16 protein-coding genes and 1 pseudogene are annotated in these 21,744 nt (G+C 39.8%); 5 read left to right on the top strand and 12 right to left on the bottom strand.

Annotated elements, in window-relative coordinates; all coding sequences use genetic code 11:
• Window positions 1-20: 20 nt before the first annotated feature.
• The 4 genes from CYP26_RS08825 to CYP26_RS08810 form a co-directional block, all read right to left on the bottom strand.
• Window positions 21-266: a hypothetical protein gene (locus tag CYP26_RS08825; protein WP_103631136.1), complete on the bottom strand. Its 246-nt coding sequence runs from the start codon at window positions 264-266 to the stop codon at window positions 21-23.
• Between the two features lie 92 nt (window positions 267-358).
• Complete coding sequence (gene recJ, locus CYP26_RS08820; RefSeq protein ID WP_103631135.1) at window positions 359-1,933, bottom strand: single-stranded-DNA-specific exonuclease RecJ; 1,575 nt, start codon at window positions 1,931-1,933, stop codon at window positions 359-361.
• A gap of 312 nt (window positions 1,934-2,245) precedes the next feature.
• The gene (locus CYP26_RS08815; RefSeq protein WP_103631134.1) at window positions 2,246-2,818 is read right to left on the bottom strand and encodes a hypothetical protein; all 573 of its coding nucleotides are present in this window, start codon (window positions 2,816-2,818) and stop codon (window positions 2,246-2,248) included.
• A gap of 80 nt (window positions 2,819-2,898) precedes the next feature.
• Entirely contained in the window at window positions 2,899-4,533 is a 1,635-nt protein-coding gene (locus CYP26_RS08810) for a CTP synthase (RefSeq protein WP_021088456.1), read from the bottom strand.
• Between the two features lie 126 nt (window positions 4,534-4,659).
• Here CYP26_RS08810 and CYP26_RS08805 point away from each other — a divergent pair, with 126 nt between their 5' ends.
• The 4 genes and pseudogenes from CYP26_RS08805 to CYP26_RS08790 all read left to right on the top strand — a co-directional run.
• Complete coding sequence (locus CYP26_RS08805) at window positions 4,660-4,875, top strand: DUF4492 domain-containing protein (RefSeq protein ID WP_009295224.1); 216 nt, start codon at window positions 4,660-4,662, stop codon at window positions 4,873-4,875.
• Window position 4,876: 1 nt separating this feature from the next.
• Window positions 4,877-6,412 (top strand): cytochrome ubiquinol oxidase subunit I, encoded by a 1,536-nt coding sequence (locus CYP26_RS08800; protein ID WP_103631133.1) that lies wholly within the window; start codon window positions 4,877-4,879, stop codon window positions 6,410-6,412.
• Entirely contained in the window at window positions 6,402-7,529 is a 1,128-nt protein-coding gene (locus CYP26_RS08795; protein WP_258031476.1) for a cytochrome d ubiquinol oxidase subunit II, read from the top strand. The genes CYP26_RS08800 and CYP26_RS08795 overlap by 11 nt, the downstream gene beginning before the upstream one ends.
• A 334-nt stretch (window positions 7,530-7,863) precedes the next feature.
• A pseudogene (locus CYP26_RS08790) lies at window positions 7,864-8,118 on the top strand (aryl-sulfate sulfotransferase); the annotation flags it as partial.
• 35 nt (window positions 8,119-8,153) lie between these two features.
• On the opposite strand, the gene CYP26_RS08785 reads toward CYP26_RS08790, so the two are convergent.
• Both CYP26_RS08785 and CYP26_RS08780 read right to left on the bottom strand, forming a co-directional pair.
• Window positions 8,154-8,504 (bottom strand): hypothetical protein, encoded by a 351-nt coding sequence (locus tag CYP26_RS08785; RefSeq protein WP_021088445.1) that lies wholly within the window; start codon window positions 8,502-8,504, stop codon window positions 8,154-8,156.
• 212 nt (window positions 8,505-8,716) lie between these two features.
• Window positions 8,717-11,050 (bottom strand): hypothetical protein, encoded by a 2,334-nt coding sequence (locus tag CYP26_RS08780; protein ID WP_103631131.1) that lies wholly within the window; start codon window positions 11,048-11,050, stop codon window positions 8,717-8,719.
• A gap of 323 nt (window positions 11,051-11,373) precedes the next feature.
• On the opposite strand from CYP26_RS08780, the gene ilvD reads away from it, so the two are divergent.
• Window positions 11,374-13,047 (top strand): dihydroxy-acid dehydratase, encoded by a 1,674-nt coding sequence (ilvD, locus tag CYP26_RS08775; protein WP_103631130.1) that lies wholly within the window; start codon window positions 11,374-11,376, stop codon window positions 13,045-13,047.
• A gap of 41 nt (window positions 13,048-13,088) precedes the next feature.
• On the opposite strand, the gene CYP26_RS08770 is transcribed toward ilvD, so the two are convergent.
• The 6 genes from CYP26_RS08770 to dsbI all read right to left on the bottom strand — a co-directional run bounded on the left by CYP26_RS08770 (window position 13,089) and on the right by dsbI (window position 21,741).
• Window positions 13,089-13,823 carry a hydroxymethylpyrimidine/phosphomethylpyrimidine kinase gene (locus CYP26_RS08770; protein WP_103631129.1) on the bottom strand — a complete coding sequence of 245 codons (735 nt, stop codon included), beginning with the start codon at window positions 13,821-13,823 and terminating at the stop codon, window positions 13,089-13,091.
• Between the two features lie 87 nt (window positions 13,824-13,910).
• A complete protein-coding gene (locus CYP26_RS08765) occupies window positions 13,911-14,447 on the bottom strand; it encodes a hypothetical protein (RefSeq protein ID WP_103631128.1) in 537 nt (178 codons plus the stop codon).
• A 148-nt stretch (window positions 14,448-14,595) separates the two neighbouring features.
• Entirely contained in the window at window positions 14,596-18,672 is a 4,077-nt protein-coding gene (locus CYP26_RS08760) for an Ig-like domain-containing protein (RefSeq protein ID WP_103631127.1), read from the bottom strand.
• 70 nt (window positions 18,673-18,742) lie between these two features.
• Entirely contained in the window at window positions 18,743-19,420 is a 678-nt protein-coding gene (locus CYP26_RS08755) for a response regulator transcription factor (protein ID WP_103631126.1), read from the bottom strand.
• Between the two features lie 3 nt (window positions 19,421-19,423).
• On the bottom strand, window positions 19,424-21,073 hold the full coding sequence (locus CYP26_RS08750) for a sensor histidine kinase (RefSeq protein WP_103631125.1): 1,650 nt from the start codon (window positions 21,071-21,073) through the stop codon (window positions 19,424-19,426).
• 47 nt (window positions 21,074-21,120) lie between these two features.
• Window positions 21,121-21,741, bottom strand: a complete 621-nt coding sequence (gene dsbI / locus CYP26_RS08745) for a protein-disulfide oxidoreductase DsbI (RefSeq protein ID WP_103631124.1) — start codon at window positions 21,739-21,741, stop codon at window positions 21,121-21,123.
• Window positions 21,742-21,744 lie beyond the last annotated feature (3 nt).

Here is a 21,744-nt window from a genome sequence, read left to right as displayed (position 1 = left end):
GCCTAAGCCTTGCCATAAATTTAGAATTTATAAGTGTAGCCTGCGTAAATTCCCACACTTGTATCTCTTAGCTGAGCGCCGCTATTTTTCTTATAAAATGTCTTATCAGCTTTTAAGCCAAACTCAAGCGCGTTGTGAGCGTCAAACGAGTACTGACCGCCTGCTTTTGCGCCAACTAGCAAACCTTTAAAATTTTTCTTGCTAGTTTCGTTTTCAAATCTCTCTCTAACGCTTAGATAGCCAAGACCAGCGTAACCACCAAGCACAGCTTTAAAGTTTTCAGTGATGTTTGGAGCGTAGTCAGCATTTTGGTTTTAAAGATATTTAGTGATTAAATTTCAAACGACTAGGCAGAAAACTATAAAATTTCTCGTATAAGAAGCTGCGGCGTAACAAGCCCGCGGAACGAATTTTTAGACACGCAAAAGATGATATCCACCATCTCACCCACCCTAACGTGCCTTGTGAAGTTGAAAAATAGCGCCTCAAGCGTTTTATTATCTTTTTGCAAGATAAGTTTTAAGTGGTTTTGATCCCTGCCTATAAGCCTCTCGTTTTTAACGACGGCATTTTCTATCTTAAAGACTGGGCGTGGATTTTTCTGTCCGTATGGCTCGTAAAATTCCAAAATTTCAAGCAACTCAAAGTCGATCTCGCTTGGCATTATGTCGCCAAGTAGCTCGTCAGAGCTTTTGCACTCTTGCATATTTAGACATGAGCAGCTTTTATTTATCGCCTCTTTAAATTTTTCCAAATTTTCAGGCGCAAGCGTTAGCCCTGCTGCACCTTTGTGACCGCCGTAGCTTGTTAGCAGATCTTCGTGGCTTGCGATGAGTGATAAGATATCAAGCTTGCCAACGCTTCTAGCACTGCCTTTTGCGCGGCCTTTATCGATGCTAAAGACGATAGCTGGCTTTGCGAAGTGCTTTGCCAGGCGGCTGGCCACAATGCCTATCACGCCCTCATGCCACTGCTCGCCCCAAGTGATGATGACCTCATCGTCCTCTTTTACGTCCTTTAACGAGCACTCAAAGAGTTGGCGCTCCTCCTCTTTTCTGGAGTTGTTAAATTCAATGATCGTATCAAGGTAGTTGTAAGCCTCTTCGATACTCTTTGCACGCAAAAAGTTAAATGAATTCATCGCATCATCCATGCGTCCGGCTGAATTTATAAGAGGCGCTATAAGAAAGCTGATATCATCACACTCAAATTTATCCTTGCCGTAAAACTCTTTTATGACGTAAAATGCCGAGCGTTTCGAGGCATTTAACTTGCAAATACCCATGCGAACGAGCATCCTGTTCATATCTCTTAGCTCCATCATATCAGCGATTATCGCGATGGCTAAAAGCTCTAAAAACTTGCTCATATCGTAGTTTAGCTTGCAAACATCCTTTAGTGCTCCAACCAAATACCAAGCCACTTCAGCACCGCAAATTTCGATATTTGGAAAATTGCAATCCTCTTGTTTTGGATTGATGATAGCGTAGGCTTCTGGTAAAACGGCTGGTGGCATGTGGTGATCTGTGATGATGAGATCTATGCCTTTTTCTTTGCAGATGCTAGCTGCCTCATTTGCTGAGATGCCGTTATCGACGGTGATTATTAGACTCACATCGTTTGCAAGCTCGTCGATGATCTCAGGGTTTAAGCCGTATCCGTCCTTAAAGCGATTTGGGATCTTTACTAGGTAGTTTTTTACACCAAAGTCATCAAAAAACTCGGCTAAAATCACACTTGAAACCACGCCATCAACGTCATAATCGCCAACAATGGCAATATGCTCGTTTCTCTCGATCGCCTCTTTGATGCGATTAGCGCCTTTATAGATATCTTTTAGGGCGCTTGGCGTTGGAATTTCACTAAGTTTTTTGTGTATGTCGTTACAAAATCTACGTGCTAGTAAATTCCTAATATCCTCTTTAGTTAACATAGCTTTGGCAAGGACTTTTTGACGCTCTGCCAACTTTTACTAATGCTATTTGCTCACTTAAATTTACGCCCAAACTGCCAAAAATTTGGCAACAAAAATGCTTTTTTTTCATCGTAATCTTTCGTCTTTATTTTGAATGCTTTGATTATATCTTTTTGAAATTTAATTTCTTATAATTTTCATTGAAAGTAAGATTTTTAGGGCAAAAAACTTTTGTTAAATTGATACTCTTTATAAATTAGCCATTGTAAATTTGAGGTAAAAAATGAGAGAAATTTTAAGTAAAAATAAGGGGTCATAAGACCCCAAAAGTTAAAATTTATATGTGTAGCCTAGGTAAGCGCCGACATCTGTTGCTTTAAAATCAAGATTATACGCTGAAGGATACCAAGTTTTATCAGTTTTTAAGCCAAATTCAAGTGCATTATTTTTATCAAAACTATACTCGCCACCTACTTTAGCACCCAATAGCCAACCAACTTTTGTAACATCATACATCTCTATAACAGCACCTTTATTGTTATATGCATTAAAATTTATTGTTGAAAGACCAGTATAAAGACCAGCAATTAATTTCCAGTCTTCAGTTATAGTTGGTGTATAGTCGCCACCTACTACAAATTTATGATTTGTCCATTTTGCATCCACTATACTGCCATGGCTATCTTTAGCTTTAGCGTGGTAGAAGTATCCACCATAGACTCTGGCCATATCAAAGTCATAACCACCCTTTATACCTATGTTTGGTCTATTATCCTTTAAACCACCAGTTAGCTTTGAGTTAAAATCATAGCCACCCTCAACCCCAGCAAATCCACCTTCAGCCAATGCAAATGAGCTAGCAAGTGAAAGTGCTAAAACACCTTTTAAAACACAATTTTTCATATTAATCCCTTCAATAGTAATTATGATGCAATTTTATGTATCATATACTTTATCTTTACTTAAATATTTTTGCAAATTTATCATTTTACATGATTAGCTAGGCTTGCTTTGATAAAGCCTAAGATCACAGGGTTTGGTCTAGTTAGGCGGCTAGTAAATTCAGGGTGACATTGCACGCCTACAAACCACGGATGTCCTTTTAGCTCGATCGCCTCTACTAGTCCGTCGCTTTCGCCACTTACTATAAGGCCAGCCTTTTCAAAGACCTCTTTGTATTTTGGATTTGCCTCGTAGCGGTGGCGGTGGCGCTCTTTTACGCTCTTTGCGTTGCCATAAATTTCAGCCAAAAGCGTCTTTGGCTTGATGTCACAGTTATAAGCACCAAGTCTCATCGTGCCGCCAAGTGGGCTTGTGTGCGTTCTTATCTGCTTTTTGCCGTGGGCGTCGATGAAGCTATCTATTAGATATATGATAGGATTTTTGCACTCTTTGTTAAACTCCATAGAATTTGCATCTTCTAAGCCTAAAACATCCCTTGCAAACTCGATCATCGCTAGCTGCATACCAAGGCAAATTCCAAGATATGGGATCTTATTTTCACGAGCAAATTTTATGGCCTGCATCTTGCCTAAAACGCCTCTTTCACCAAAACCGCCAGCTACCAAGATGCCATCCACATCCTTTAAAAGCTCATTTACGTTGCTCTCTTCTATCTTTTCGCTATCTATCCAGCGTAAATTTACTCTAGCGTCTAAATTTGCTCCAGCATGGATGATGCCCTCAGTTAGGCTCTTGTAGCTCTCTTTTAGATCGATATATTTGCCTACAAAGGCGATTGTTGTTTCGTTTGTTGGAGCGATAATCCTTTTTACTAGGCTATCCCAGTTTGCCATGTCTGGTTTTAGCTCGCCAAAGCCTAAATTTTCAGCGATCGGCACTAGGATGTCTTGCTTTAAAAATGAAAGTGGAATTTGATAGATACTTGCGCTATCTAAGCTCTCTATAACGCAGTTTTTCTCTACGCCACAGCTTGCTGCGATCTTATCTTTTAGCTCGCGGTTTAGCGGCATTTCAGACCTGCAGATGATGATATCTGGGCTTATGCCGATACGTCTTAGCTCGCCTACGCTATGCTGAGTTGGCTTTGTCTTTAGTTCGCCAGCTACTTTTATAAATGGCACTAGTGTTAGGTGTATATTTAGCGCTCTTTTTTTGCCAACTTCTACTCTTAGCGCTCTTATCGCCTCTAAAAATGGCAAGCCCTCGATGTCGCCAACGGTTCCGCCTATCTCAACGATGAGCACATCTTTGCCCTCGCCCGCTTTTTTGATACGATCAACTATCTCGCCAACGATGTGGGGGATCACTTGGATAGTCTTTCCAAGGTAGTCGCCACGTCGCTCTTTTTCGATGACTGAGCTATAAACTCTGCCTGTTGTGAAGTTATTATCCTGACTTAGGCTCTCATCTAAAAATCTCTCGTAGTGACCAAGATCTAGGTCTGTTTCAGCGCCATCGTCTGTAACAAAGACTTCGCCGTGCTCTAGTGGGCTCATCGTGCCTGGATCTACGTTGATATATGGGTCAGCTTTTAAAACGCTCACCTTTAAGCCAGAATTTTTAAGTAATGTCGCGATAGACGCAGCTGCGATGCCTTTTCCAAGTGAGCTTAAAACGCCACCTGTGATAAAAATATACTTCGTCTCTTTTGCCATCAAATTTTCCTTAACTTTAGTTATTTTTTAATCTGCCGATTATACCCCTTAAATATTTAGTAAGGCATTAATCGTGCAATTTTTAAAAATTATTCTTTAAATTTTTTTGTTATAGACTTCAACATCATGATTAAAAACTGCTTAAAAAACATCGCCTCTTTATATATAGACGGCTTTAAAAATATGAAAATAGGCAAGAAACTATGGCTTCTCATAGCGATAAAGCTTATCATTATGTTTGGGATATTAAAGGTCTTCATCTTTGATGAAACTCTTAATACCAAATTTCAAACTGACGAAGAAAAAAGCGAATTTGTAATTCGTAATTTAATAAAGGAATAAAATGTCTGAGATGGATTTTGTTGATTGGTCTAGGGCTCAGTTTGCGCTGACTGCCATTTACCACTTTTTGTTTGTCCCGCTTACGTTGGGGCTAAGTTTTATCATCGCCATTATGGAGACGATATATGTCAAAACTGGTGACAAAGCCTGGCTTGAGATAACGAAATTTTGGCTAAAGCTCTTTGGTATAAATTTCGCTATCGGTGTAGCTACTGGCATCATCATGGAGTTTGAGTTTGGTACAAACTGGGCAAACTACAGTTGGTTTGTCGGCGATATCTTCGGCGCTCCGCTTGCGATCGAGGGCTTGCTAGCATTTTTCATGGAGAGTACATTTTTTGCCATTATGTTTTTTGGCTGGGAAAAGGTCAGTAAGAAATTTCACCTGCTTTCAACATGGCTTGTTGCGATCGGTTCAAATTTAAGCGCACTTTGGATCTTGATCGCAAATGGCTGGATGCAGTATCCAATAGGCATGAAATTTAACCCAGACACAGCTAGAATGGAGATGCAAAATTTCTTCGAAGTTGCGTTAAATCCACTTGGCATTAGCAAATTTTTACACACAGTAACTAGTGGCTACACTATCTCAGCTATTTTTGTGATAGGAATTTCTGCTTGGTTTTTGATAAAAAAACGCCACATCTTGCTAGCCAAAAAAAGTATCGTCGTTGCTAGCGCATTTGGCCTTATCACTTCAGCATTTTTACTACTTAGCGGCGACGAGAGCGCATATCTTGCAGCTCAAAAGCAGCCTATGAAGCTAGCAGCCATGGAGGGACTTTACAAGGGTGAGCAAAATGCTGGCTTAGTTGCAGCCGGTATTTTAAACCCAGTTAAAAAGCTTGGCGATGACACTGAGCCATTTTTACTTGAGATAAAGGTGCCTTACGCACTTGGCATCATGGCAAACAGAGAGCTTGACTCATTTACACCAGGCATAAATGACCTACTTTATGGCAACAGCGAGCACAATCTAATAAGCGTAGAAGAGAAGATGGCAAAGGGTAAAGTAGCTATCGAAGCTCTTAAAAACTACAAAGAAGCCAAAAAAGCAAATGACGAGAGTCTTATGAAAAGCTCGCTTTCAAATTTAGAGAGCAACCTAAATTTCTTAGGATATGGCTATCTTAAAGACGCAAAAGATGCTGTGCCACCAGTTGCACTTACATTTTATAGCTTCCACATCATGGTCGCGCTTGGTACATATTTTATAGCTCTTTTTGCTATTACGCTCTATCTAAATCTTTCAAAAAAATATGAATTTGAAAACATAAGAGCATTTTTGTGGATCTGCCTCTTTACCATACCGCTTGGCTACATCGCAGCTGAGGCTGGCTGGATAGTAGCAGAGGTTGGCCGTCAGCCATGGGCGATACAAGATCTCATGACCGTTGGCGTAGGAGCTACAAATTTATCTGACTCAAATGTCAAAATTTCATTTATATTATTTGCTGTTTTATTTACGGTCTTGCTGATTGCCGAGATCAAAATCATGCTTAAGCAAATAAAGATAGGATTTAACGATCATGCATAGTTTAAGCTTAGAAAATTTACAAATTTATTGGTGGTTTATAGTTAGCCTTCTTGGCGGACTTTTGGTATTTATGATGTTTGTTCAAGGCGGTCAGTCGCTCATCTTTAGCCTTGGCAAGGACGAGCTTAAAAAAGATATGCTCATAAATTCTATCGGTAGAAAATGGGAGCTTACATTTACGACGCTTGTTATGTTTGGTGGCGCATGCTTTGCGGCGTTCCCGCTATTTTACGCTACTAGTTTTGGTGGCGCTTACTGGGTTTGGCTGGCTATTTTGTTTTGCTTTATCATCCAAGCTGTAAGCTACGAGTACCGCAAAAAGCCTAATAACTTCTTGGGTGCTAGAACTTATGAAATTTTCCTTTTCATAAATGGCTCACTTGGCGTTATCCTTATCGGCATGGCGGTTAGCACATTTTTTAGCGGTAGTGATTTTGTGCTAAATGAACATAACTTTGTCGAGTGGAAGACTCCATTTCGTGGTCTTGAAGCTTTATCAAATCCTTACTTGTACTTGCTTGGCATAGCGATGTTTTTCCTATCTCGCATAGGCGGCTGCTTATATCTTATGAATAACATTGCTGATGGCGAATTTATACAAAACGCTAAAAAACAGCTACTTGTTAATACCGTGCTATTCTTGCCATTTTTCTTAGGATTTCTTGCGTGGATACTTACAAAAGATGGCTTTGCATACGACGCAAACGGCGTAGTTAGCCTTGTGCCTTACAAATACGCTATAAATTTGATCGAGATGCCTATCGCTGGCATATTGCTTCTTGTTGGCGTGCTTTTGGTGCTTGTTGGAATTTTCCAAGGAGCATTTACAAAAAGCATTCGCGGAATTTTTGCTTACGGCGTTGGCGTTACGCTAGCTGTGACCGCGCTATTTTTGATAACAGGACTAAATGGCACAGCATTTTATCCGTCATTTAGCGACCTTTCTAGCTCGCTAACTATCAAAAATGCAAGCTCTAGCCACTACACACTTGGCGTTATGGCCTATGTTAGCTTGCTAGTGCCTTTCGTGCTTGCCTATATCGTCATAGTTTGGAGAGCGATAGATAGCAAGAAGATCACGCAAGATGAGATTAAAAACGATCATCACGCATACTAAGGATAAAAGATGTTAGAAGCAGGAATTTTTTTGGTACTTTGGCCAGTGACATTGTTTGCTAGCTATAAATTTGTACTCTTTGCTTTAAAGAAATTTGACGCAAACAACTAAAATTTAGGGGCGTTTCGCTCCTAAATTCTTCTTTTATCTTTACCTCTTAAAACGACCTCTTTATAAATTTACTTAAGCCTCTTTTCATATAAGCGTTAGTTTTGTGTGAAATTTGGGGAGTAAGATATCATTAAATTTCACAAAGGAGCGAAAATGAGCAAGAATTTCTTAGGCTCTGTTGCCCTTGCGGCTGTTTTGGTGAGTGGTTTTGGCTTTAGTGCTCTATGGTAAGGAGCGTGGATTTGACTTTTATAGCGCGGTTACTAGCAATGTCGAGTGGCAGAAGGATAAAAACACCTACTTTATCTCAAGCTCAAATGTAAATTTACTACGCCCTGACAAGACTATCAAGATGGTCTTAGTCGAGATCGACCCAAAGACAAATGATATAAAATTTGAGATGGATGTGGATTCTGCTTCAAGAGATGATGTCGCTTATAGAGCGATGGTTATCGATCCTGAAGTGTTTAGTTATTAAATTTTGGTGTGAGACCCCCTCTCACACCTAGTGTATTAGTTATTATTTTGAAATTTATAAATTTCTTCTTTGACACTAGTTAGGTCAAAATTTATCGCTCGCTCTAGCTCTAGCAAACTTACATCTTTGTCTATCTCAAGAGCCATCGCTATCTCATTTAGCTCTTTTGCTTCCTCATTTGCGAGGATCGCACTCTTAAAACTAGCCTCATCTATCTGGCCAAATTTTAAAAAGATCGACTTAAATTTATCTTTTAAAATTTCTCTACTTAGCTTTTTATCTTCTAAAGCCTTCTTCGTGCCACCATTTCTGTTACAGGTTCTAAATATAAAATCTATTGTTTCATTTACTTCATCGAGTAAATTTTTTGTCTTCTCGCTTTGCATACAAACTCCCTTCACCGCAAACAAATCAACCAAATATCATCTTGATATAAATTAATTTTAATACTATTTTATAATTAATTTTTTAAATTGTAAATTGTACCTAGGTACGATATAGTTACATTTATATATTTTATTTTTTGTAATATTTTTATAAAACAGGATGTTTGACCCTGTTTTAAAGAGAGTTTAGACCCAAGAAATGGGTCTAAATTTTATATTGAGGGAATTATATTGACATCTTCTATTGTAAGAGTAAATGTCTGACCACCATCAGTCACTTTATATGTATTAGGATTGCCATCTGCTTCCCTAGAAGTTGTAATTTCTGGTGTGCCATCTTCAAATTTGCCAACACCCAATACACCTTTTACAGTTAATGATGTTGCATTCTCACCACCTACATTTTTTATAAAATTGGATATATCTGATGCTTGGAAAAATCTAAACACTCCATCAAATTCAGACATATCAAGCACCTCAAAGCCACTTATCTTACCAGCATTTGTTGTCTTAAACGAGTCATCGTGGATTTTTAGCGCATCTATGCCGTCGCCACCTGTTATAGTGCTGTTATCTAACGATACGCCCTTACCAAGATCGACCGTGTCATTTCCATCACCACCAGTGATAGATGAGTTTTTTATATTTATTTCATCGCCTATTTTGATGGTATCGTTACCTTCACCTGAATTGACAGATGTTTTATCTAAATTTGTATTTTCAAATTTAAATTGATCATTACCATTGCCACTTTTTATTTCAGAGTTATATATGCCTGCACTGATGAAATTTAGCATATCACCTGTGTCTGAGTCACCAGAGTCGATATCTACACCATTAAGTCTTGCACCAGTAACATTTATAGTATCATCACCCTCACCTGTTTTTATAAAGCTGGCAGTTCTAACACCTTCATACTCGCTTCCATCTGTCGATCCATGATTAGACCAGTCATCTATCAAATCATGTTTTATATTTACAACATCATTATCAGCTCCCGTATCTATCTTCACTGATTTTAATGATGTCACTGTTATTCCACTCTCGATATTAACAGTATCTTCTCCTTTGCCAGTTTTAAAAAGCACATCTCCTAATGTCGCATCACCTCTAACGGTAAATTTATCATTACCATCATGGCTTGTAATCATAGTATTTAGCACAGTTCCGCCATCTATTATTACAGTGTCTTGATTTTTCTCTCCACCAGCATTACCCATATCTATTTTTGTAGAGCTAACACTGCCATATTTCATTTCACCATTTATTTCTGCATCAGATTTTTCTATCTTAAGCACATCGTCGCCATCGCCCATTTTTATGACATCATTACCATCGTCTTTAAAGTCAGACAACCCACTTCTAAACTCTACGCCTTCTTTTATAGTTATCGTATCATCGCCATCTTTTGTGTCGATGATAGTTTTCATAGTGTTATTGCCATTGTCTGGATCATAGTTTATAAAGCTGCGGTTTATGGTAGGTTCTACACCTTCGTAATCATCTGGATTTATGTCCTGTGTGATGTCGATCTTATCATCATTATCGATGATCTTACCCTCAGCCTTGCCAGATGTGATAACTGCGTTGTTTGTAGTCACGCTAAGAGTTACGCCCTCTTTATAAACGCCGTAGTCTTTTATGCTAGGAGCGATATTTGTGCCGAGATCTTCGCTGCTTGCGCCCTCGTTTTGGTTGCCAGCTGTTTGACCGTAGTCATCTAGCACCTGCACCCTAACCTTTACGTTTGCGATATCACTTGGTGCGACGCCACTTATCGTGCCGCCATTTTGTATCGCAGTCCAGTTATTTCCGCCATCAAGTGAATACTCCATAGCGTTTGAGTAGTCTCTGCCTGCACTTGCACCACTTAAATTTAGCGTTAGATCAGTAGGTGTAGTTGAGCTTGTAGCAGCTGATAGGCCTAGATTATAAACTAGATACTCGTTTGGAGTCGCCTCTCTTGCCTCGCCACTACCATCAAGTGATATCTTGATGGCCACTGGAGTGTTAGCTGCTGATCCGCCTATATCGCCAGCACCAGCGTCATTAGCGTCCGCATAGCCGCCGATTGGACTATTAAAAGAGTCAAAGGCCCTATTTGAGTCTGTTAAATTTCTATAATCATCAGTAATGTTTGAGTAGTGACCACCCTCTTCAAAGCTTGCAGCACCTAAGCTTACACCATCTCCACCAGCTCCAGCTGCTGCGTTACCACCAGCTGCTGTCTCTTCAAGATCTGTGATGTTTGCGCCATCAAGAAGTGCTTTTTGTATAGCACTTACATCAGCTACGCTATCATCACCAAAGCTCTCATTGTGAGCTACGCTCTTGTCTAAATTTAGGGTATCTTTTCCGATGATCGCAATGTCTTTGCCATCGTTTGCAGTTATGACTACTTTTGAGTCAATATCAGTTGTTTGTATAGTCTCACCAAGAAAAATTTCATCGCCTACTTTTAACACTCTTTGTGTGCCGTCCTTTGCAGTTGCGATTACACTTGATCCTTGTGAGATGCTTTTTATAATGCCGATTTTGTTTGACATGGTTATCCTTGTTAAATTTTTCCTCGCATTTTAATGAATTTTATAATTCATGTATATTGTACCCAGGTACAATAAAGCCCTTAAATTAGGCATTTATGACACATATATGACAATTTTATGTTATCAATTTATATATCATTTTGATCAAAATGAGGCAAATTTCATTTTATCTGTCTTATCTTTTAAGAGAGAGTTAAATTTAACGTGTTATTTTCGTTATAAAACTTATTAAAAATTTTCTTTTAAATTTTGTAAAAACTTTTAAAATTTTTGATACTTTAGATGTGATAAAATCCTCTCAAATTTTAAAAAAAGGATCAAATTTGAGAAGCGATATAATCAAAAAAGGCTACACAAGAGCCCCACACCGCTCACTTTTACGTGCGACTGGGCTAAAAGACGAGGACTTTAATAAGCCATTTATCGGCGTTGCAAACAGTTTTATAGAGATCATACCTGGGCACTTTTTCTTAAACAAATACGCACAAATTTTAAAAGATGAAATTTGCAAAAATGGCTGTGTGCCGTTTGAGTTTAACTGCATCGGCGTGGATGATGGCATAGCGATGGGGCATGGAGGCATGCTATATAGCTTGCCTAGCCGCGAGATCATTGCAAACTCGATAGAGACCGTGATGAACGCTCACGCGCTTGACGCACTTGTTTGTATGCCAAACTGCGACAAGATCGTTCCTGGCATGGTTATGGGCGCTTTAAGGGTCAATGTCCCAACCATTTTCGTAAGCGGCGGCCCTATGAGAAAAGGCCACACCAAAGATGGCAGGCCGATCGATCTTGCGACTGCGTTTGAGGCGGTTGGTAAATTTGAGACCAAAGAGATAGACGAGGCCGAGCTAAGAGATATCGAGTGCAACGCATGTCCAAGTGGGGGCAGCTGTAGCGGTATGTTTACGGCAAATTCTATGAACACACTTTGCGAAGCGATGGGTATAGCGCTTCCTGGCAACGGCACCATACTAGCGCTAACACCAGAGCGCGAAGAGCTCATCAGACAGGCTGCTCGCAGAATTTGCCATATCGCCCTTGATGAGAAATTTAAGATAAGAAACATACTAAATGAAAAGGCGATCCGCAACGCACTTGTCGTTGATATGGCGATGGGTGGCAGCAGCAACACCGTCCTTCACATGCTAGCCATCTCAAGAGAAGCAGGGGTAAATTTAGAGATAAAAGAGCTAAATAAGATCAGCCAAAACATCGCTCACATTGCTAAGATTAGCCCAAGCTTGCCAAACGTGCACATGGAGGATGTCGGCAGAGCTGGCGGTATGAATGCGGTGATAAAAGAAATTTCACGCAGAGATAACGGCATGTTAAATTTGGACAACCTAACAGTTAGCGGCGAAACTTTGGGCGAGCGCGTAAAAGCAAGTGACATCAAAGATGAAAGCGTCATTCACAAGGTGGAAAACGCCTACTCGCAAGTTGGCGGACTTGCCATTTTGTTTGGAAATTTAGCCGAGCAAGGCTGTGTCATCAAGACGGCTGGCATCGTTGGTGAGCGTAAATTTAGCGGCAAAGCGGTCTGCTTTAACTCGCAAGATGAAGCCATAGCTGGCATCTCAAGCGGTAAGGTCGATAAAGGCGACGTCGTCGTCATCCGCTACGAAGGCCCACGTGGGGGACCAGGCATGCAAGAGATGCTAAGCCCTACTTCGCTCATCATGGGGCGAGGACTTGGCGCAGACGTAGCGCTCATCACGGATGGTCGCTTTAGCGGGGCAACAAGAGGTCTAAGCATCGGCCACGTAAGCCCAGAAGCAGCTGAAGGTGGCATGATAGGCTTGCTACAAGATGGCGACATCATCGATATAGACGTCGATAAATACGAGATAAACGTTCGCCTAAGCGAAGCCGAGATCGCTGAGCGCAGGGCTAAATTTAAGCCAGTCGATAAGGCGCTAACCTCTCGCTGGCTAAGGCAGTATCAAAAGCTAGTCACAAACGCAAGTAACGGCGCGATATTAGAGGCGTAAGCTAAAACTATCAAATTTAAGCCTAAATTTTAGGCTTAAATTTACTTCGCTCCGTGCCAAAGTAGGCGGTTTTTGCCTAACTTTGTGTCGATACTCTCTTTTATAATGGAGCAGATATACTCTTTTGAAAGCCCTATAGCCTCCTCTAGGCTCTTTCCCTTTGCTAGATAGCAAGCAAGCGCTGTTGAAAAGCTACATCCCGTGCCACTCATAATAAGCGGGCTAGCAAGCGGGGTTTTGAAATTTTGCAGTGAGCCATCTTTTCTATAAAGCGTATCTATGCTATTTCCCTCGCCCACTCTTTTTTTCACGATGATATCGCAAGGCAGATCTTTAAAATTTTCACCAAAAAGGACATTTGCCTCGTCTAAATTTGGCGTGGCGACGGTGGCAAGCTTCATTAGCTCTTTTAGCTTTTCTACTGCGCTATCTTTTATGAGCTTGTGGCCGCTCTTTGAAACGCAGACTGGATCAAGCACGATCTTGCACTTTTGTGTGAGTAAAAACTCATACACCACGTCCATTATCTCCTCGCTAAAGAGCATACCGATCTTTATGGCATCAAAGCTAAATTCCTCCGCAAGCGTGCTAAGCTGGTCTTTAACAAAGCTAGGTTCAAGACAAACTACGCTTTTTATCGCGTCTGTGGTCTCAGCAACAAGCGAAGTGACTGCCGTTGCGCTATAGCAGTTTAGCCTAGCGCATGTCTTTATATCAGCCTGAAGTCCTGCTGTGCCGCTATTGCAAGAGCCTGCGATGATTAAAATTTTCTTCATCGTTTTCCTTTTGTAAATTTTGGCTTATTATAAGAGATGTTAGTTAAATTTGAGTTTTTAAAAAGATTTGAGCCAAGAGGCTCAAATTTATGAAAGTTTATTTAGATCGTTATCGATCTCGATATATATCGTAGTTGCGTCAAAATTTGTATGCTCGTAAGAGTTATCTACTTTTAGCTCATTTGAGTCAGATAAAATCTCATCATTTGCGCTATGTTTGTCTGCTAAATTTTCACTGTCCTCAAGGCTATTTGAGCTGTTTTCAGTCTCATTTGTCTGCGTTTTTGCAAACATATCTTCTACTTTTTCATTCATCTGATCAAGTATCTCAGCGTAGTTTTCTCCAAGAAGCGCTCTAAAAAGCGCATCAGTATCGATGCTATTTTCAGCGCTAGTATCAGCACTTACCACGCTACTATCAAGCCATATCGTGTCATATCCATTTAGTGATATGTCGCTACCATCCACTGCTGTGATAGTCACGCTAGCACTTTGGCTCTCGCCCTTTATACTCTCTCCGATATAAACCTCATCATCTACGTTTAGAACTCTTACACGGTCGTTTTTATCTATCGCTATAACATCAGATGTGACGCTTTTTACCTTGCCGGCTACAGCTGCCATCTTTATTCCTTATTTTATTTTTTGATTTATTCTAGTGTTTTTTATTAAATTTGTATATTGTACTTTGGTACAAAGATGGTTTTAAGAGCGTTTTTTGGGAGTAAAATAGAAATTTAAAAGAAGAAATTTGGGCTAAAAAGCCCAAATTTTATACAAGTTGTTTGTTTATATCGTTATCGACATCTATATAGATAGTCGTCGGAGTAGCTGAGCTTGTTTGACCCTCATATCTTGTATATCCATGCTCGACATTAGTTTGGTCATTAGTTTTTGTAAATCCTTTTAAAGAGATGCTGTCATCATTTTTGCCATCTATCTTCAAGATAGTATTTATGTTGTCAGTAATACTTAAAGCATCATCTGGTTTTAAATTTAACATTTTTATGGCTTGAGTGTCGTTACCATCAGCGTCTGCACCAAGCTGAATTTTCTCAAAATTTTGGATAGTGCTATTAAATTCTTTACCATTTATCTTATTAAAATCAATAGTGCTATCCTTTGTCACTGGACGCATAATGAGCGTATCAGTGCCCTCTCCACCATCAAGTCTTTGAACTAGCGACATACCTCCGTTATAGTTAAACACAACTCTATCATCGCCACTTCCAGCATTTACCTTATCGCCTATTTTTGAACCATTATAGTTGCCTAAGCCTGAATCAATATAGTCATCGCCACTTCCAGTAGTTATCACATCATCACTATTGCCAGTTATTATCCTGTTTTTACCATTTCCTGTTGTGATGACATTTTCTCCACCACCTGCATGTATGATGTTATCGCCATTTCCAACATTGATGATGTCGTTGCCTTCACTTGTTTTGATGACATTATTATTGTCATTGTCTGCAACTACTCTTGTATTTTTAGCGATATCAGAAATTTGTAGATAGACATCACTTGCTTTTACATCGCCGTTAAATATAGCTCTAAAGTGCCCATCATCATCTATATCCACACTATCTATTTGTATTATATTGCCATTAGCATCTCTTATAGTGATACTATCTTTCAAAGATATGCCTTTTGCTGCCTCTTCAAAGTGTTCTTTTAGTGTATAGCTTGCAACATCTCCATTTTCACTTAGTTTTCCACTCCATGTGGTTTTTCTAGCTGCTGCATCGTAGTTAAAATTTGAGTTATCTATCGTTGCAGCTGTTGCATCGATCGTAAATTGAATAGAGTTAAAGAGAAATTTATCGCCATTTCCATATTTGCCATCGATAGAAAGTTTATAAACTCCATCTTGCATTCCTTCAAGACCACTAAATATTTTATTATTAAAGCCAGTGATCCTATCGTAATGTTCTGGTGTTACATTTCCAATAGGACCTTCATTTCTAGATTGAATTGCAAGATTTTTTATCTCGCCAGTATCAACATTTGTTGCTACAAAATTACTTGCAGGTATTTCTCTATCTTTTGGCACTACGGCTCTTATATATGGGACAGCGTCATTTGAAACGATCCTTGAGCCATCGGCTCTAAAGCCATCCTCGCTCATATCCATAGTGCCCCAAATTTTTTCAGCTGAGCGACCAGTAGCATTTGTAGTTGTGTCGTTACTATTTTCAAACTGCGTCATAGCTGGAACTAAAATTTCATTTACATGAGTATATTTTGTGCCAGCTTTATCAGTCATCTCAACTTCGATCTTATCGCCTAGTTTTATCTTGTGGTCGTATTTAACACTTAGCACGCCATTAGTTAGCTTAGTTATGTCAAAAGGGACGTTCTCAGTAGTTCCGTCAGCTTTTAACATTTTTATACTATCGATCTTATAGCCATCCTCATAGTTTTTGAGGTTAAAATTGATCGTATGTTTTAACCCATCATTGTCATTTTCTATAACCTTGATCTTTTCTATAGTAACCGGTGTCTTATCAACCACAAAATCACTCACTACCGTGCTTTTTGTCTCGTTATCGCCATTTTTAAAGATAGCAGTTGCTTTGATCTTATAGTTGCCATCCTCTAAGCTATCAGATGTAACTTCAAATTTACCATTTGAAAATTCGCTTTGATTAAGCACTTTTGTAAAGACCTTATGTCCGTCTTTATCAAGCACAACGATCTCAGCGCTGGCTGCGTTTTTATCTATCTCACCTGTAAATGTCGGAGTCTTGTCGCTTAGAACAGGTAGTGGTGCGTTGGTTGAAAATTTATCAGTTTGAGCGATGTCATCAGTTGTATATTTATAATATTTAGTTGCATCGTTTATACCTGTGTTTGTATTTGCACTTACAACGCTTGCATCATTATCTATCGCGTTTATTAGGTCTGTCGCGACATTTATCTTACTTGATTCTGCCTCTGCCTCGTTGCCTACAAGGTCGCTAACTTTTGCGGTATATGTCGCTTTTGGATCGATCGTTTTAAACTCAACTTCATATTTACCATCTACCACTTTAGCTGTATGGCTCTCGCCTGTGCTTGATGTGACAGTTACGATCTGTCCATCTTCTACATTATCAACAGTTCCTGTGATCTTTTGAGTTACTTTATAGACATTTCTTGTTTCAGGATCTATGTAGCTATCAAAGTCAGTTGAATTTAGTTTTATGCCACTTGCTTCTGAGCCAAGTATGCTCTCAGGTCCGTTATTTTTTGAAACGGTTAGTTTTAACTTGCCCCAAAAGATATAGTTTGCATAGCTCATATCAAAGTTATAGTAACCTGCTTTATCAACGTGTAAAGTTGTAACTGTGGCACTATTTTCTGAGTGGATAGTGTCATAATCGACCATGATCTTACCATCAACCTTAAACCTTACGCTATCATCAGTGCCTTTTGCGTCAAATTTATAGTCCCCTTGCTCAAGATACATAGTGCCTTTTAAATTTACCATCGCACCAGCTGTTGTGTTTTTGCCGATAGGAGCTGGTCTTAGTTCTTTTATCTCACTGCCTTTTGCGTTGTCGATAAAATACTCAAGTGCTTTGAAATTTGGAGCTACCCATTCATTATTTGGAGTTACTACATTACCATCAAGATCGACCTTGCCGACCATATTATGAGCACCATCAAGTCCTGAGGCTGCGCCTGGATCAGTTTCCAAAAAATCTCTATCGCCACCTTTACCTTGTTGGAAATTTAGCTCTTTTGCTTTAAAGCTTGCCCAAGGTTTGGTATTTGAAGTATAAAGATCAATAAAATCATTTTGTTTCATACCGTTATGAGCGTATGTTGTATTATTAAAGGCATAAGGTCTTAGCTCAGTGCCACTAATGCCTGGTTCTTTAATGTGGTTAAACCAAAAACTTCCTTTTAGTCCGCTACTCATCTCAGACTCTTTTACAAGGCTCATCTCTGTTTCAACATTTATAGTGATCTTTGCAGTCGTATCAAGTACGAAGTCGCCACTATCTGTTGCAGTATTGCCGTCTCTTCCAGTAGCTACTATTTTTACTTCATAATTGCCATCATGATTGCCATTTACGCTTAACTCGTTAGTTGTAAATTTAAATTTACCATCAGCATAGTCGCTTGGATTTAGAGTTTTTGTAAAGACTTCGTGTCCGTCCTTGTCAAGCACGCTAACAACCGCTCTTACAGCAGCTGGATCTACTGTGCCGCTAATAGTTGGAGTAGCGTCATTTGTGCGGGGTACCATTTGCGCATCATCTAGGCTGTGGTCGCCTTTTATAGTGCCAAAGTCATCAGTTAAAGTTTTGATATCAACACTGATTGGAGATATCACATCTGGTGTCTTGCTGCCAGCACCTGCGTTGCCGTCATTGTAGCCGCCGATTGAGTTCTCTGGAGCTTGAAAGGCTCTGTTTGAATCAGGTAAATTTCTATAATCATCAGTAATGTTTGAGTAGTGACCACCCTCTTCAAAGCTTGCAGCACCTAAGCTTACACCATCTCCACCAGCTCCAGCTGCTGCGTTACCACCAGCTGCTGTCTCTTCAAGATCTGTGATGTTTGCGCCATCAAGAAGTGCTTTTTGTATAGCACTTACATCAGCTACGCTATCATCACCAAAGCTCTCATTGTGAGCTACGCTCTTGTCTAAATTTAGGGTATCTTTTCCGATGATCGCAATGTCTTTGCCATCGTTTGCAGTTATGACTACTTTTGAGTCAATATCAGTTGTTTGTATAGTCTCACCAAGAAAAATTTCATCGCCTACTTTTAACACTCTTTGTGTGCCGTCCTTTGCAGTTGCGATTACACTTGATCCTTGTGAGATGCTTTTTATAATGCCGATTTTGTTTGACATGTTCTTTACCTTTTTGTTTTACTTCAATAATAGTATATTTTATTATTTTAAAAGAGCTTTGTCTATTGTACTATGGTACGACTAAGATATACCCACTCTCGCTGATGTTTTTAAATTTCACGCCAAGCTCGCGTTTTAGGCGAAGCACGACATTTTGTATCGCAGCCTTGCTCACCTCGGTACTCTCATAGACAAATTCCTCTATCATCTCGTAGGTGACAAGCTTGTTTAGGTTGTAGGCAAATAGCCAAAATATCTTATTTTGCAAAAAGCTAAGGTATAGCTCATTGCCATTTTTATAAATTTTCTCTTTTTTTAAATTTATACTCACCTCATCACTTAGTCGCACTAGCTTCTCATCTCGCTCGAAGCTTAGGCTTATCAGCATCGATCTAAGATCCTTTATATCGATAGGTTTTTTCAAAAACAAGGTCGCGCCCTGCTCATAACTCTTGATCAAATTTTCATCGCTATCGTATGAAGTAAAGACGATAAATTTCTGATGAGGCTTTAGCTTTTTTATCTCATTCATCATCTCAAAGCCATTTAGCACTGGCATGTGAATGTCGCTCATCACGATGTCAAAGCCCTGTTTTTTAAATTTCTCCAGCCCATCTTGCCCATCTTTTGCACCTACGACCTGACCGCAGTATGGCTTAAGTCCAGTGATGATGAGCTCCCTTGCCATCTCGTCATCCTCAGCTACTAAGATAGATACTTTTTTTAAAATTTCTAGTGCCTCTTGCATCTTTTAACCCTTTAAATTCCTCTCAAAACTTAGCTCAAAAATCGTTGGCTTTATGTTATGCGCAAGCGTGATATCGCCATTTAACTTCTCACGTGCGAGCTTTTTAGCGAAGTAAAGTCCTATGCCATTTCCTTGCTTTTTAGTCGTGTTTAGCCAGGTAAAAATTTTCTTACTCATCTCGTGGCTTACGCCGCCGCCATTATCGTAAACGCCGATGTAGCACTTATCTTCAAAGCTTCTAAATTTTAGCTCTATCACGCGCTTTAGTGGCTCATCTTTGTAGCTCTCAACTAGTGAGTCCTTTGCGTTGTGGATTAGGATTAGTAAAATTTGCTGGATTATGTTTTCTATCTGACAGACTTTCATCTCTTCAAATCCGCTAAATTTCACGCTCACATTTGCACGGCTAAGCTCTGTGTGCATAAGTGTTATTAAATTTCTAACGCTTGTTTGGATCTCAAATTCGCTCACATTTTCAGCGCTTTTGTAAAAATTTCTAAAAATTTCGATTGTTTTTGAAAGTAGCTCGATCGAGCTTTGCCCTTTTTTTAATAAATTTAAAAGCTCCTCATCGCTTAGCTTGCCCTCTTTTTTTAGCATTATCGCCGAGCTTAGCATAAGTTTTAGCGAATTTACTGGCTGGATGAACTGATGACTTATGCCGCTTATCAGCTCCCCAGCCTCGCTCATCTTGGCTCTGTGCGCCAGCAAGGTCTCATACTCATCTTGCACCTTTTTTATCTTGTTATACATAAAGTTGTGCAGGCTGTTTGCCAAAAATGCAAGTGCGACGAAAGCAAAGAGTAAATTTAGAGCATTTTTTAGCGCCTCTCTTGTCATGGCTAAAATTTCTTCTTCGTTGTTTGTGCCAGCTCCGATAAACCAGTTCATCGTCGGTATCTCGGCTACTTGGATCAAATTTTGCCCTATCTTTAGGCTGGTGATGTCCTCATCTTTTAAAAATAGCTCCTTAAATTTCTCCTCGATCTCTCTTTTTAGCGTCGCATCGGCCATCGATGTGAGTATCTCGCCGCTGTGAGTTACTAAAAATGAGTAAGAATTTGGTGCAAGGCTAAAGTTTTTGATGCTATCAAAGATAGTGCCTATGCGCACGACGCCACAAAGTGCCGCCTCAAATTTATTATCCTTTTCAACTGGCACACATAAATTTAAAGTAGAGTCCTTTAAAATTTTGTGATTTTGCATGAAATTTACGCTTGGGGCATTTGTATTTTTTGTCTCGACATACCAGATAAGCCCCGCTCGCTCACGCTTTGACATCACCTCTTCTGAGATCTTTTGCCCATCTACAAAGATCTCGCCATCCTCTCTTAGAAGCTGCATGAGATCAAATTCTTTTGCATTTTCTTTAAAGAGCTTTATGAAATTTGCCACCTTAGCATCGTCATCTATGATGCCAGAGTTTTGGATAAATTTTGACGCACGGACGAGCGAATTTAAGCGCTCATCAAGCCAAATTTGAAAGTTGCTAACGATGTTTTTACTAACTGCGATGTTGTTTTTATCAGATAGTTCGATGATCTTTTCTTTTGCATTGTTGTAGCTATTTAGCCCAAGAAGTACGACAAAGAGGCTTGCTAGCAAGATGATCGCATAAATTTTAATATTTTGTGATTTTAAATTAATACCCATGCGCGCAGTATATCCTAAGTTAGCCCAAAAATAGGGCTAACTAAAATTTATTTCTTAAAAGATAAAAGCTTTGAAACAAGCATAAGTGAAAGCACAACAAAACAAACGCCAAAACCAAGCAGCGTGCAATCTGCCATCGACATAAATTTAGAAGACGGCACAAGATACCAGCCGTCTGCGTAAAGATCAACTATGCTCTTTTGCAAATCGCTTAGCACCGCTCCATCAGGCACCATAGGGCTGTCATAGCCGCAGTCGCCCGTTGGCATAAACCAGTCAGGCGCCCACTTCTCAAGCGGCAAGCCAAATGGATAGTGTGGCTCAGTCGAGCAGCCCTGCACGCCAAAAGGATCATCGCCATGCACTGCGTCGTGGATTTTAGCTAGTTTTACGCTATACATTATGCCCTGCACCGCTCCCCAAAAGGCAAAGACGTAGCCAACTAGAGCAAAGAGTAAATTTTTTGGATTTATGATAGCGATCACACCGCCAAGCGCCATACACAAAAAGGCAAAACGTATATAGACGCACTGCTCACAAGGAGGCATATAGGCGTAGTTTTGAAAGAGCGAGTGCGCGATAACGATAAGCGCGACGCTTACAAAGACTAAGATCGCCCAAGAGATGCGTGAGTCTTGAAATTTAGCCATTTTTTTAAAAAAGCTCATGTG

This window comes from Campylobacter concisus (genome assembly GCF_002913225.1).
In the GTDB taxonomy this organism is placed as follows: Bacteria; Campylobacterota; Campylobacteria; order Campylobacterales; family Campylobacteraceae; genus Campylobacter_A; species Campylobacter_A concisus_J.
The sequence above is the reverse complement of the archived record's forward strand: the minus strand, read 5'-3'. Positions and strand labels throughout refer to the sequence as shown.